This is a genomic window from Blautia fusiformis (genome assembly GCF_020686995.1).
Lineage (GTDB): Bacteria > Bacillota > Clostridia > Lachnospirales > Lachnospiraceae > Blautia_A > Blautia_A fusiformis.
The window spans coordinates 111,054-125,582 of the sequence record NZ_JAJEPT010000007.1 but is presented as its reverse complement, the minus strand read 5'-3'; the positions used below and the strand labels follow the sequence as shown (position 1 = coordinate 125,582).

Annotated in this window: 11 protein-coding genes; 2 read left to right on the top strand and 9 right to left on the bottom strand. The window is 45.4% G+C overall.

The annotated features are described in order from the left end of the window. Positions 1-44 precede the first annotated feature (44 nt). From LKD46_RS08115 to LKD46_RS08085, 7 genes are all read right to left on the bottom strand, one after another. Positions 45-3,326, bottom strand: coding sequence for a SpaA isopeptide-forming pilin-related protein (locus LKD46_RS08115; RefSeq protein ID WP_227574009.1), 3,282 nt, complete (start codon positions 3,324-3,326; stop codon positions 45-47). Beyond that, positions 3,323-4,546: a hypothetical protein gene (locus tag LKD46_RS08110; protein ID WP_227574008.1), complete on the bottom strand. Its 1,224-nt coding sequence runs from the start codon at positions 4,544-4,546 to the stop codon at positions 3,323-3,325. Before LKD46_RS08110 ends, LKD46_RS08115 begins: the two co-directional genes overlap by 4 nt. Beyond that, complete coding sequence (locus LKD46_RS08105; protein ID WP_021650527.1) at positions 4,543-5,127, bottom strand: hypothetical protein; 585 nt, start codon at positions 5,125-5,127, stop codon at positions 4,543-4,545. The genes LKD46_RS08110 and LKD46_RS08105 overlap by 4 nt, the downstream gene beginning before the upstream one ends. Continuing rightward, positions 5,124-5,771 carry a TasA family protein gene (locus tag LKD46_RS08100; protein WP_227574007.1) on the bottom strand — a complete coding sequence of 216 codons (648 nt, stop codon included), beginning with the start codon at positions 5,769-5,771 and terminating at the stop codon, positions 5,124-5,126. The genes LKD46_RS08105 and LKD46_RS08100 overlap by 4 nt, the downstream gene beginning before the upstream one ends. A gap of 2 nt (positions 5,772-5,773) precedes the next feature. Further along, positions 5,774-6,253 carry a signal peptidase I gene (locus LKD46_RS08095; protein ID WP_227574006.1) on the bottom strand — a complete coding sequence of 160 codons (480 nt, stop codon included), beginning with the start codon at positions 6,251-6,253 and terminating at the stop codon, positions 5,774-5,776. A gap of 481 nt (positions 6,254-6,734) precedes the next feature. Beyond that, on the bottom strand, positions 6,735-7,628 hold the full coding sequence (locus LKD46_RS08090; protein WP_015524854.1) for a M14 family zinc carboxypeptidase: 894 nt from the start codon (positions 7,626-7,628) through the stop codon (positions 6,735-6,737). Between the two features lie 77 nt (positions 7,629-7,705). After that, positions 7,706-8,239 (bottom strand): hypothetical protein, encoded by a 534-nt coding sequence (locus LKD46_RS08085; protein ID WP_227574005.1) that lies wholly within the window; start codon positions 8,237-8,239, stop codon positions 7,706-7,708. A gap of 149 nt (positions 8,240-8,388) precedes the next feature. Here LKD46_RS08085 and LKD46_RS08080 point away from each other — a divergent pair, with 149 nt between their 5' ends. Further along, the gene (locus tag LKD46_RS08080; protein WP_021650530.1) at positions 8,389-9,231 is read left to right on the top strand and encodes an ABC transporter ATP-binding protein; all 843 of its coding nucleotides are present in this window, start codon (positions 8,389-8,391) and stop codon (positions 9,229-9,231) included. A 54-nt stretch (positions 9,232-9,285) separates the two neighbouring features. Continuing rightward, positions 9,286-10,017, top strand: a complete 732-nt coding sequence (locus LKD46_RS08075; protein ID WP_021650531.1) for an ABC transporter permease — start codon at positions 9,286-9,288, stop codon at positions 10,015-10,017. Between the two features lie 91 nt (positions 10,018-10,108). Here LKD46_RS08075 and LKD46_RS08070 read toward each other — a convergent pair whose 3' ends face one another. Continuing rightward, entirely contained in the window at positions 10,109-13,150 is a 3,042-nt protein-coding gene (locus tag LKD46_RS08070; protein ID WP_227574004.1) for a hypothetical protein, read from the bottom strand. 112 nt (positions 13,151-13,262) lie between these two features. Further along, positions 13,263-14,513, bottom strand: coding sequence for a glutamate-5-semialdehyde dehydrogenase (locus LKD46_RS08065; protein ID WP_092072715.1), 1,251 nt, complete (start codon positions 14,511-14,513; stop codon positions 13,263-13,265). Between the last annotated feature and the right edge of the window lie 16 nt (positions 14,514-14,529).

The following is a 14,529-nucleotide window of genomic DNA, read 5'->3' as shown; positions in this document are numbered from 1 at the left end:
ATACGCAGCTAAGGGCAGGATTACTCCTGCCCCTCTGTATTTTTTCAGGAAAATGATACGGGTATGGTATTTTTTATGCTGTCATTATGGGAATATCGATCATATCTGGATTTCTCATTTACAAAAGTCAGCGATGCATTTTTGTTTTGTATTGTCAGAGCAGCCGTACCGGAAGCAATCTTCCGGGGATCTGTACCATATGCAGGTGCAGCGCCTTTTATGATGCGGACATTCTCTGTATTTGCTCGTACATCTTTCAGATAGTAGCGTAGTACCGGTTTTTCCCAGACCGTATACTGCCCCAGCGGGATATTCCTGAGAGTGACCGATAATGTTGCATAGCCATTTTTATCGGTTTCATAGCTTCCTCTGGTAAAGGTCACATAATCCTCATATCTGTGAGGATTTCCGGATAGATCCGTACCTTCTGCCACAAAGGAAAAGGTTGGATTTCCATGAGCCCAGGTAATATCCTCCTCTTTGATCTTTTTTATGATGGTGATATTTCCCAGCGGAAGTGTTACCGGAGTATTCTCTGCTTTTAAATCCACAATGTCCGTATCTGTGTTTTCTTTTTTCTGGAAGATTACCTCCTTTTCGTATTTGCCTGTATAGTTTTCCGGATTTTTTGTTTCCACTACTTTGAACCTTCCCTGATTAGCATCTGTGAGCACCAGCTCTTCGGTAGAGTACCATCCGGTTTCTCCGTCAAACTTCAGGATGCTCTGCCCGCCCAGGTCATTCTGGTAAATCTGCTTTCCTCTATTCCACTGAAGCACGGTAAATTCCGCATCTTCCAGAACTTCCCCTGTATAGATGTCTGTTTTTCTCAGACGGATCACCCCTTTATATTCCTTTTCCTTTTCATTGACAACTTCAAAGGAAAGGCGTGCATCCTTGTCTGTGATATCCACCTCTTCTTCCCAGCTTCCTGTATATCCGGGCGGAGTCTTTGTTTCCACGATCTTATATTTTCCCTCATTATCCGAAGTCTTTAAAAGTTCACTGCTTACATAAAGCTCACTTGAGCTATCATAATCCAGAAGTGTTCCTTTTTCTTTATAGGCTTTTTGGGCTGCACTGTATTCATAAAGTGTAAATTCCGCACCCTTCAGGACCTCACCGGTCTTCGCATCGATCTTACGAACCTCTATCCTTCGTTTTTCGTTCTGGTAGTTCACTGCTTCAAACAGGAATTCCTGCTTTTCTCCCGGCTTTTCCAGCGTAAAATTCTTCTGCCAGTTTCCGGTGTAATTGGGAGGAGCTTTTGTCTCACGCACACGGAATTTTCCCTGATTGTCTTCGGTATAATTAAATTTCCCGGAGTTATAGGTACGTTTCTGTCCATCATAAGTCAGTTTTTTTAAGGTTACATAGCTTTTGCTTTTTTTACTCCACTGATACAGGGTGAATTCAGCTCCTGCCAGTGGATCACCGGTATTTCCGTCTTTCTTTCTGATGGATACTGTTCCGCTGATATCCATGATATCCGTTACGTTGACGGTTGTTGTCTTTCCACCGGTTACTGTAAGATTTTTGATAACGGTGTTCAGCTTGTATCCTGCAGCGGTTTTCGTTTCTTTCACATAGTATTTTCCTGGAACCAGTTTTGAAAAAAGGATCTCTCCACCGGCGTTTGTTGTTCCGGTTGAAACCTTCTGATCCTTACTGTACATAGTACGATATCCGGAGGTCAGAGATTCTGCTGCAAACAGTCCGTACTGCGCTCCCTGGATCAGTTTTCCCGTGTTGGGTTCCTTCTTGACCAGCTTTGCATTGCCATAAACTGATGGCTTTACTGAAAACGAAAGGCTTCCTCTTGTTCCCTGGTATACGTAAGCGCCAAAATCCTGTACTCCATCTTTTCCTGCCTGGGCACTTCCGTCAACCAGGATATAGGAAACCGGCTGAAGCAGCATTTTACAGGAAAACTTCTTTGTCGCAGATGCATTTAACGGAAAGATCAGAAAAAAATATGCCCCATCCTTCAGACTCAGGCTTGTCCCCGACATCATTTTGGGATTGGTTTTCTGTGAATTATAATCCGCTGCGCTCGTCCAGTAGGCCAGCTGCCATTTTTCTGCGGCTCCTCTTGTTATGGTGATCCCGTTCCCTGCTTTTGCTCCATCCGTCACTTTCATAAGAGTACTCATCTGAAATCCGTCCTTCATACTGTCCGGAACAAAGGGAAAACCTGCAGGTCTGCTTCGGAATACACTTAACGGGATCGTCTTTCCGGATGCTGCTGCCCAGGAACCGTCTTCGGAAACATAAACGGCTGCCTTGTTTCTTGCAGGGATCGTCAATGTCTGGATCTTATCGATCAGACGGTTTATTCCTGTATGTTCTACTTCTGCTGCTGTGGCATATCCACAGTCATTAAAATATACCTTTGACAGCGCAATATGCGTAAATACATAACGGTTCTGCCATTTTGACCAGTCTATGTGACTGCAGGAGGGATCGTATCCGGTTCCCAGATCCCCCGGTCCTCCGTAACCAAAGTACAAAAGCTTCTGGATCACAGAATTAGTCAGTGCTTTTACTGCCTCATTCTTCAGCGTCATACTGTCCAGACCATCCTGAGTTGCTTTCAGGCAATAGAGAGGCGAAACCTTTTCCTCTCCTGTATCATCAATATAATGTACAGAACGATACGTACATCCCATACGGGTTTTATTTCCGGAACCAAGAAAATCATTGGCAGCTGTCCAGATCTCATCGCAGTAAACCCTGGTCCAGCTGTCCAGATAATACTGGGACGGGGAAAGTGCTGTAGCTGCGATAGCATCCTCTCCTTCTGAGATTACTTCCGCACTGCCAGTTTCCCGGAACTCCCCGGGAAGTGCTGCAGAAAGAGCAATGATCTCTCCGTTTTCGATATCCTGGATCAGTTCCTGATCCTCTTCACTTTCTCCTGTAAGGATTTCCGCGTTTTCTTCCGTGAATACAGTAAATCCCGGATCCTCTGTCTGCTCCGGTATCTCTGTCAGAGCTATATTTTCTCCTTCTTTTGAAACAGCTTCCGGTTCTTCTTCCGGTTCGATCAGCTCATCACTATCCGTATTTTCAGTATTATCTTTACTTTCTTCAAAAGCTTCCTCCACCGTTTCCGGTTCAGGCAAGGCTGTCGGAACCGGCATCTCAGCCTCCCCAGGCTGATCTGTTACCGGAATATCCGGGGCCTCCTCTTCTTCCGGTTCTGTCTGTTCCTGCTGCGGATCTGCTGATACCGAACTCATATCTGCTGCAGGACTGGCCGATGCCACAAGAGAAGAAGCTGTGATCATCAATGCCATCCATGCACCGAGCATTCTTCTTTTCAATTATTTCGACCTCCTTTCCATAGCGTCAGACTGCAGGTAAGCAGCGCTATACCGGCCATCAGTGCAAACAGGATCACAGGAGATTCATCTCCGGTCTTCACTGGTGTCGTCCTTACCGAAGAGCTGTTATTTCCGGAATCTCTTTCTGTGCTTTCCTTCCTGCCATTCCGGCGTGGAACAGGGCTGGTATCCGCCGTCTCCTGATCCTCCTCCACAGAAAAGATCCATTTCACATCTGCAGCTCGAAGAGCATATAAATTATCCAGCTCTGCCGGAACCGTAACCTCAAATCTCATGTTTCCTTTTTCTCCGCTGGAAAATTCCCCCAGGGACACGGCCTTATTGAGAGACACAGCCAGAAGATCCCCGGAATACAGCTTTTTATCATTCATGGTGATCACCAGCTTCAGCTTTTTCAGAAATTCCTGATCCTTTACCGATTTACATTCCAGTGATGTGCGGAAGAATATCTTTGCAGCATGCTCCGTTGTATTACGGATCTCTACAGAATCATGAAAAACATCTCCCGGCATTGCCGTGGAAAATCCGGAAAAAAAGTCTTCCGGAGCCGCGATCAGTTTGTGCGCATTTCCTTCAAACTCCACCTTCAGATCCACCGGACTTTTTTTCTGAACCACAAGACCATCGGTATCGTGGATACATCTTAAGATCTTCTGATTTCCCCAGGGTGACATGGCACGGAAATCCGGTGCAAAATTTGCCGCCTGGACAGCATCCGCCACGATGGTTATCCCCAGCTTCTTATCCTGGTAGGATTCATCCCATTGGGATGGTACAGTCACACCGGTAAAAATATCCACGCTATCTCCCTGTTCCAGCTTCCTGGTATAATAAAAATACTCTCCCTTCCGGATCCATCTCGGTGACATTCCTGTAAGATTCCTGTCATCCAGACCATCCAAACCTTCCAGATCATCTGTATAAGAGATCTTCACCCTTACCCAGCAGGGCTCTGAGCGATTGGTGATCCTTGGGATCTTGGATATTTCATCTCCCGGAAGAACGATCCGGCGATCTTGATATTTCATTTCTCGGCCGTCCTTTTTTTCCAGTTCTTGAAGAGAAATATTGATATCTCCCACTGATATGTGATTGGTCACTGTCACGGAATCTGAAAATCTGGCATAAGCAGCCGTGCACGCCAGGATACTGCCTGCCACAGCAGCACCTGCCAGCAGGGCTTTAAGGTGTTTTTTCAAGCATTCCCCCTCCTTTCTGCCTGAGCAGAAACCGGATCTGAAAAATACCTCCACGCACTTTCATAATCTGAAAATCCTTCTGCCTGTACAGCTTCCTCATAAACATTGATCTCAAAATCCTTAATGCTGTCCCTGTAAGTATCATCGATCTTTTGAGGATCGATCTGAAATCCGGTACACAGAGGAGTTGTTTTTTCACCCTCGGATATTTTTTTCCGGTAGTAATAATAGCCGTCCTGACTGTTATACACCCAGTTTGCCGTATCCAGACCTGTTAATTTCACGCCTCTGCCGATATCGTCATTGGAGTAGGAAAGGGACATCCTCACATAGCAGTCTGCCTGGAACCCTTTCACACTGCCGGAAAAATTTCCGATCCGGATCTCTTTTCTGTAGGACGGACCATTCTCCATAGGCGTAGGTGTAGGATCCGGAAAATCTTCCTCGATCTCCGTTGTCACATACCCCACTGCAGCAGAATTTATTTTTTTTTCGAAGTCTGAAAAATACGCCGCAGTCCCTGTTGCACACAGGAGCCCTGTTGTCAGGAGAAGAAACACGGGTCTTTTTAATTTATTCATTTCGTGACACCACCGGCCTGTCCTTTATTCTGATTTACATATTTCTGGTAAGCAGCAGTTGCCTGCTCCAGAACCGTAGTCTTGTCATCCCCGGTATTGGTAGCCTGGATCGCATAAGCCCGTACCGGCATATCGATCTGCTGTGTATCCAGCTGACCTTCGATGATATTGGCAAAGGTTACTGTATCAAAAAGAGTTGTAGTCTTTGTTCCCGGCTTCAGGATGTGGTTATATGCATAGGTATAGACCATATTCTGCCCCACTTCAGTCCGCTCCAGCTGTGTCCAGTCCTTGTTTTTGGTGAAGCTGAACAGCTCTGTTTTTGCAAGCGCATTCCTGGTACCATCCTTGGCTGCCGTGATCACATTTCGGACCGGAACAGAAACTTCCAGATAGACAAATGCTTCATTTACTCCTTTATTTGCTACATAGGGGTCCTTCCGGATCACATGAGTAGGAACCAGATCTGTATTGTCCTCTGGTTTCCAGTTAGGCTCATCCAGATCGATATCCACTTTTCCTACGGTAAAGCTGTTGGTTGCCGTTTCAAAATCCGTAAGATATGCAGCTGTTCCTCCGGCTGCCAGTGCAGTGATCACAGCAGCAAGTGCGATTCCTTTTACTAGTTTTCTGTTTTTCATCATGATTAAATTCCTCCCTGTATTTTTTTCTTTTTTGGGGTATATGCCAGATCAAAGAGTACTGACAGACATGCCGCTATGCAAACTGCGGCAAAAGGGATCCGGGCTTTCAGAAAATGGATCATGTAGCCCAGATAAGGCAGGTGAAAGACTACCCGCCCGATGATCTGTGACGCCTCTGCGGGAACAGGATCTTCTGTCTTGTTGGCGTCACCTTTTGTGATAAAGATATCCTTTTCTTTTTTAACCACTCTGTGGGTGACAACGGTATCTCCGTTATGAAAAGTAATGATATCTCCCTTTTTCGGAGAAAACTCTCCTTCCTTTGTAAAAACCACAGCTCCGGTTGGGATCTCAGGTTCCATGGATCCGGAATAGACCACATAGGGCCGGATCCCGAAAAGTCCGGGAATAAGAAGCACCAATGCCATCACCAGCATCAGTCCCAGAACTGTGTTGCCGATACATCGAAAAAATATTTTCATTCCTGTATTCTGTTCTACATACGATATTTGATGATCACTTCCCTCTGCAGGGAAAGAAACAGTGTTCGGATATCAGGAAAATTCCGGCGGAGACCTGCTCCACATAAATTGAGCCATAAAAAATCCTCCCTGTATAGCAGTTAATATGGCAATTCACAACATGCTCCCATCACTTAAACGCACAGATTTTGAAGCGAGGACAAGCATGATCAAAATAATAATACAGCAAAAATACTGAATGGAAATTATTCGAGCAGATATGCTCAGATGTGCAGTTCCTCTCATCACATACAGAGGTAAAGGGATTCCTGCTACATTTATTAAAAAAGATTTGTTTCAGATGATATTATTATAGGGTCCGTAGATCCGGAAGTCAATCAAATTCGTCCGACAGGATTCGACACGGGTTTCTCAGCGGGTATGTCTGTCACCTTATTTTTCATAAGCTGACAGACCCTGCATCCTCACAACACAAATTTTCTTACAGCTGTACCAGAGAGTAAATATATTCTAATGGAAGCAGCATCAGATCACGGATTTCCCGTTCTTCCTCTTCTTTATTTCCGGAATTTACCGGCAATTCGATCCGGAAAGCCGGCTGGCGGATCATTTCTCCGTAATACTGCTCCGGCCTGCCTGTGCTCCTTCGCCCGTTCTGCGCTTCTCGTTCTATTGCCAGCTGCTCCAGCTTTCCCCTGGTACATTTTTTTAAGTGACGTGCAAGACGGTAGCATCTCTGACCTGTGGAAAAATTCTGATCCCGCCGATAATAAACCACCTTTTTTCCATATCCGCAGAAAACCAGCAGGCCACGTCCTCCGTATTCCTGAAAGATCCGGATCAGTGCACGTGTCTCATTTTCACTGGCAGGCTGCTGATGGATCTTTTTTCTGCTGCAGAAGGTGGTTGGAAAATTCCTTGCAGTATCCATTCCTCTTGCATTCCCCTCGAATTCATCGCAGGGAACATCCTGCATTTTCAGCATTTGACGGAAAATGGGATTTCGCACAGTATTGTATCCCTTCCGGCAGATCTCATATCCATCCGGATTGACCACCGGTATGATACAAAGCCTGGTCTGATCCAGGAGCTTTTTTACCTCATAAAGCTCGTCCACGGTCCAGTTGCATTCATATATTCTGCAAAGCTCCAGTGCCATCCTGGTAAGCCTGTCCGTCATCTGTCCATCCGTTCCGGAAAAACCGGCCACACAGAAAATACAGGCATCTCCCTGTCCGATCTCCAGCATAGGGATCATCCGGTCATCGTGGCTTTTTCCAATCACCCGAAACTGTGTAAAGCTGCTGTAACGCCTGGCTGCCTCCCACAGTGAATAATAAATCGCTTCGTAGGTTTTATCCTGTACTGTATCCATGATGTTCCCTTCCTTCCGTCTTTATACATGTTCATTATTATGTATATTATGCGAAAGAGCATAAAAAAAGAACCGGTTTAACACCGATTCCTTTTGTTTACAAAATAATTCAGGATACCGCCGCCGATGATGATCACCAGCGCAACTGCAACCACTCTTTTCGCTGCCTCCTGAGGAAGCTGGCCCTTGGAGCCAATAGAAGCCTCATAAAAGGTCAGCGTATAATCGATCTCATGGGGGGCGCCCATGGCCAGTGTATCTGCGATCACTTCCATCTTATCATCCAGGGCAGTTACCGGGACAGTAAAAACAGAATTTCTGCCTTCCTCACTCTCATTGAGATATTTTTCCCCATCTACGATCATATAATCATAGTTGGAGCTGCTCCACTGGAGCCGTGCATACATCTTCCCATCCTTTACCAGCATCAATGTAGGGGAAGAAACGCTGGCCTTTCCGCTTCCGCCTTCCAGCTCCACCTGTATGGAATATTCTCCGTCCTCCAGATCTGTCTTCACTGCGTTCTCTCCACCTGCAGCCAGAACCTGTATCGGGCATAGCAGCAGCATAGTCAGAAGAATCAGCATTATTATTCTCATCTTGTGTTTCATGGTTCTCTCTCCGTTTTCTGTTTTTCCTTCGTATCACTATAGCACAACGCTCCTTTTCTGTAAAGAACATCTCAGAGTTGTTGAAATGTCTCTTCTTTTCCAGTATAATAGAGTGAAATTTGCATACAAACGAAAGGAAATGAACAGAGATGATCGAAACAAAAAATCTCACAAAAAAATTCGACAGTTTTACGGCTGTGGATTCTCTGGATCTTCGCATAGAAACCGGCGAATTTTTTGGTCTGCTGGGACCCAACGGTGCCGGAAAGACCACCACGATCAGTCTGCTTTCCACTCTGCTCCTGCCCACAGAGGGCGAAATCCTCATTGACGGGCAGACACTTGGACGCAACCGACCGGATCTGAAGCGCAAGATTAGCGTGATCACGCAGGAATATTCCATGCGCCAGGATATGAACATGGACGAGATCATGGAATATCAGGGCCGTCTTTATTTCATGCCACGAAAAGAGATCAAACGGAAAACCGAAGAGCTTCTGGATTTCTGCGGACTTCTTCCCTTCCGCAAGCGGACTGTAAGGAAGCTTTCCGGTGGTATGAAACGAAAGCTTATGGTATGCCGGGCACTTCTCACAAGTCCGGAGATCCTTCTTCTGGACGAGCCCACTGCAGGCATGGACGCGCTATCCAGACGACAGATGTGGAATCTTCTCCGTCAGCTGAACGGAAAAAATCTGACCATTCTTCTGACAACCCACTATATGGAAGAGGCACAGTCTCTCTGCAACCGGGTAGCACTTATGGATCACGGAAAGCTGGAGGAGATCAATACTCCATCGGGCCTGATCGACGGCCTGGGCAAATACACCGTAGATCAGGAAACACCGGAAGGGGCAAAAAGCCACTACTTCCACAGCCGGGAAGAGGCCATCTCTTTTCTGTCCTCTCTGGACGGACAGTGCACCCTTCGGGAGACGACTCTGGAGGATGTTTTTGTGGAGCGCGCAGGCAGGCATCTGATGCAGCGATAAGCCGGCGTCAGCCACAGTTATCTTATAATTTAACAGAATGGACGATGAATTATCATGGGAATACTTACTATTTTATGGGAAAAATGGGTGGAGTTCCGAAGGGATTTCTATAAGATCACGCTGGCGGCCATGATCGCACCGCTGATGTATCTGATCGTTTTTGGAATGGGGATCCAGACCTCCTCACATGGGGAGCCTTATCTGAATTTCCTGATCCCTGGTGTGGTTTCATTGACTACAATGAACGGAAGCTTTAATGCTATCGCACAGAATCTGAATGTGCAGCGTCTTTATGAGAAAGCCTTTGACCAGGTTATGATATCTCCGACACCTCTGTGGCAGTTTATTGCCGGACAGATCATCGGAGGCAGTCTCCGCGGGCTTTATGCAGGAGGAATCATCCTTCTTCTGACCATGCCGATCGGAACCGGTCTTGTGTTCAACGGATGGTCATTGCTGGTGATGTTCCTCAACGGTGCTGTATTTTCAGCCATCGGTGTTGTGGTTTCTTTCCTTGCCAAAAACCATGCGGATGTACCTCGTTTTTCCAATTATATCATTATGCCAATGGCTTTTTTGTGCAACACCTTCTTCTCTACAGAGAAGATCCCGGGCTTTCTTGGGAATTTTGTAGCTGCTCTTCCACTGTCACAGACCAGTCATCTGATCCGTACCATTGCTTCCGGCGGTGGAGTCAATTACCTCAGTGTCCTGATCCTGACAGTCTATCTAATTGCATTCAGCATTGCAGCTTCCTGGTTTATCTATAAGAAAAAAAATCTGTAAATTTATCTTTACAAAAAAATCACCGGCTTTCCTGTTCTTTCGGAAAACCGGTGATTTTTTTATTTGTTATGCTATTTTGGCTATTGTGCGTTTAGATATCCTTTTTTCTTCTTCTCACGATCACATATCCACCTGCAAGAAGGGATGCCACTGCCAGTGCGGACATGGTTCCGATCGGTGAGTTATCGGCTGTTGATACTGCATTCTTAGATCTGGTTCCGTTGCCTCCATTGGAGGATGTTGCAGATGCCTCTCCTGTTATGGTTGCATCCGGATCAGAACCTGTCTGGCCGCCGGTACCATATGTACCGTCTGCTCCCGGAGTTCCGGTAGGTGTTAGTTTTGCAGATCTAAACTGATATACTGCGGATTCAATGGTGTCTGTCTCCTGCCACTGACCACCGGTGTAGATGTATTTCTGGAAGAATACGTACAGGTTGTATGTAGCGTCTTTGTTGATTCCCTTGCCGGAACCAATCTTCCATGCACTATGTTTCTGACTATCACTAGGATTAGCAGATGTACTCCAATAGAGAGGAACCCATTTAACATCCTGTTCTCCCGGATTATCATTATCTGTTCCTGCACCAACTACCCTAAATTTATAAAATGTATTTGGATAAAATTCTAGAGGATTTTCTAAGTCATATACCTTACTTTCAGAAGCTTTATAAAGTTTAGGATCATGTCCTTCTACAGGACGGTTCTCTTCTTTAAGACTTACCTTCAACGGAATTGTCTCTATTCCATTATCCTCTTTAAAACGAACATAAAGGTCAATTGCATTATCCGGATCAAGATTATTAAGATAAATTGAAATTTTACTATCTGCACCAGTTTCTATAGAATTCCCGGAATTATAGATGTCCGGTATATCTGAATTTCCATCTTTATCCCGAATTGTCCATGCATAATACAATTTACCTGATTTACTGGTTAAAAACTCTGCTGTCGCAGATGTATGACTGGTCCATTTGAAGCAAAGCCCCCTGACATTCGCCGGACGTTTAGCTTCATCTAATGCTATTTTTTTTGGTGTGCTCACGGTTCCATCGGTTCCTTTGATACTTACATAAACATCAATTGCATTATCTGCATTCAAATTCTGCAGGTTAATTGTAAAATCTTTATTTGCAGAAACCTTTGTGCCATCTCCCTTAGTATTAATTTTAGGAGTTGCGGATCCCTTTATAACCCAGGCATAATAATACTGACCAGCTTTATTTGAACGCATAGTTACGTTTGCGGATGTATGAGTTTTCCACCTATAACTTATATTGGAAATCTTCGCAGGTGTTTTAGCTGTTTCTTTTTTCAAAGTAACAGTTGCAATCTTGGTCACTGCTGTCTTTGATCCATCTTTCGCTACTACCTGTACATAGAGATCAATCGCATCACCTTTCAGATTTTTCAAATTAATCTTGCATTTTTCATTCGCGGTGATAGCAACCTTGCTGCTCTTGGTGCTAATGGAAGGTTTATCCGCTCCCTTTGCCACCCATTTATAATAGCATGTACCACTCTTATCGGACTGAAGAACTACTTCTGCAGTTGTTGCAGTTTTACTTTCTGCACTGATTTTTTTAACCTTTGGTGCTGCCGGTTTCGGGTCAACTGGCTTCTGTGCCTGTGTTACTGCAATATCCTTCTTTACACCTTCACCAACAATGTCGTTACCACTTTCACTTTCTTTTACCCATATATAAAGGTCAATAGTCTTGTCTGTGACCTTGGTAAGTTTCAGGGAAGTGGTTTCTCCTGCCTTAACCGTTCCACCTTCTGTAGCTTTCTCGATGGTCGGAGCTTCCGCACCTTTTGCAACATATTTATAGAAATATGTACCTGCTTTATCAGATGTGAAGGTTACAGAAACAGTATTTGCTTCTTCACTTGTAGGGATATCAATATTAACTGTTGGTTTGTTAGAAACAAGCTGACCATTCTCTGGATTAACTTTATAATTAACATCTTCATATTTTCCAGCCAGTACACTAAGTGCCTGTGGATAATCACTATCAGGACAGTCCTCACCCTTTACAATTACCGCAGATGAATTCAGCACCCTCTCTTCAGCATTTTCTACAGAAAATCCAATCTGAGGATCTGCTATAGCACTGTTTACAGCAAGCTGGCCTTCTCCAGCAAGAATGATATTGGCAGGTGTTGTTCCATCCGCTTTTGTGTTATTAGTAATAACCGGTTCTGTTTCTGCTGTATTTTTAATTTTCTCAATAAAAACTTTTCCTGTACTATAGACAGCACCTTTATCTGAACTGTTATTCTCAATCTTACCACCTGAAATATGAACGATTCCACCTTCGTTAAAAATAGCTGCAGCTGTTGTATCTGCTGTTGTTGCATCTGCTACGACCTTATTGTTAGTAAGCGTGATACCTGTTGACATTGAAAATTTTGCGCCACTGGCTACATGGATCAAAGATCCTGCTGCCGGTACACCATTAACAGAGCCACCATCAACAACAAGTGTGCTATCGCTATTATCAAGCATATAAAGTGCACCGCTTACGTCAAACAGATTACCAGTAAAGCTGGCTGCACGCTGTATCATGGATGTATTATCTTTTCCAACGATCAAAATACCTTTATCTTTCGGAATCGTTACTGGTGTCGTAATCTGAACTGTTCCACTGATAACGATCGTCGTAAGATTGTCTTTATTAACATTATTAATGTCAATGACAGGAGCTGCCGCAATAGCTGCTGCTAATCCAGCTTCATCGGTTACTGTTGTTCCTGTTACAGTTTCCGTCTGCTCCTGCTGCGCCTCTTCCGCCTGAGCCTGAGCTGCTGCCTGTGCCTCTGCTTCCGCCTGGGCCTGGGCTGCTGCCTGGGCTTCTGCCTCTGCCTGGGCCTGGGCTGCTGCCTGGGCTTCTGCTTCCGCCTGAGCCTGAGCCGCTGCCTGGGCTTCTGCCTCTGCCTGGGCGTCGGCTTCACTCTGTGACTGGTCATCCACAGCCGCTCCGTCATCTGGTGTTTCTGTATTCTCGTCTGCAGTCGGTGCTTCTGCCTCTGTTACCGCTCCGGTATCTTCAGCGGCAAACGCTGTGGCAGGTGCCATTCCAACAGTCATGGAACCTGCAAGCAGGACTGCAAAAAGCTGCTTTTTTTTCATTTATAAGTCCTCCTGTTATGAGTTAGTCTGTTTAAATCCAATTACAAAAAAGTATAGCACAACACTTCAAAAAAGTAAAGCGGACCAAAGAATCCGCTTTACTTTATCTGTCTTACGGACGTACCTGTCCATTACCATAAATGATATACTTGGTGGTGGTCAGTGCAAGGAGTCCCATTGGGCCTCTGGCATGGAGCTTCTGGGTGCTGATCCCGATCTCCGCACCGAATCCAAATTCGTTTCCATCGGTGAATCTGGTAGAAGCGTTCACATAAACTGCCGCTGCATCTACCTCATCCAGGAATTTCTGGGCATGGGTATAATCATTGGTAATGATGGCCTCCGAATGCTTTGTATTATATTTATTGATATGTGCAATGGCTTCCTCCACGGAATCCACTACCTTTACAGAAAGAATATAGTCAAGATATTCGGTTCCCCAGTCTTCTTCTGTTGCAGGAACTGCTCCCGGCATCAGAGCCTTTGCCGCTTCATCTGCACGGACCTCCACATGCTTCTCCTTAAGGCGTCCGGCCAGCACCGGCAGGAAATCGTCCTTCACCTTACGGTTTACAAGAAGGGACTCGCATGCATTGCATACGCCCACACGCTGGGTCTTTGCATTGATCACAATATCCGCTGCCATCTGAAGATCTGCAGTTTCGTCCACATAGATATGGCAGTTTCCGGTTCCGGTCTCGATGACAGGGATCGTACTCTGGTTTACCACTGCTTTGATCAGTCCTCTTCCGCCACGTGGGATCAGTACATCCACATACCGGTTCAGCTTCATAAATTCCGCAGCCGTTTCTCTGGAGGTATCCTGGATCAGCTGGATAGCATCCTCGATAATGCCGCAGGCCTTCAATGCCTCACGGATACAGTTGACAATGGCAGTATTGGAATGAATTGCGTCGCTTCCCCCCTTCAGGATCACGACATTTCCGGTTTTGAAACAAAGACCGAATGCATCTGAGGTAACATTGGGACGCGCTTCGTAAATGATGCCGATCACACCTAATGGAACACGTTTCTGTCCGATCAGAAGTCCGTTGGGACGTTTTTTCATACCGGTAACTTCCCCGATGGGATCTTCAAGACCGGTAAGCTGACGAAGTCCGTCTGCCATTCCTTCGATCCTCTCCGGTGTCAGCATCAGACGGTCGATCAGTCCTTCCGGCATCTGATTCTTTTTGCCGTTTTCCACATCCAGGGCATTGGCCTTCAGGATCTCATCGGTATGAGCGACAAGAGCCTTTGCCACAGCTTCTAGGGTTTTATTTTTGTCATTTGTGGAAAGATTTCGAAGGACTGTCTCCGCATCTTTCGCATTCTGTCCCAATTTTTCAAGCATTTCATTCATTTCCAAATATTCCTAC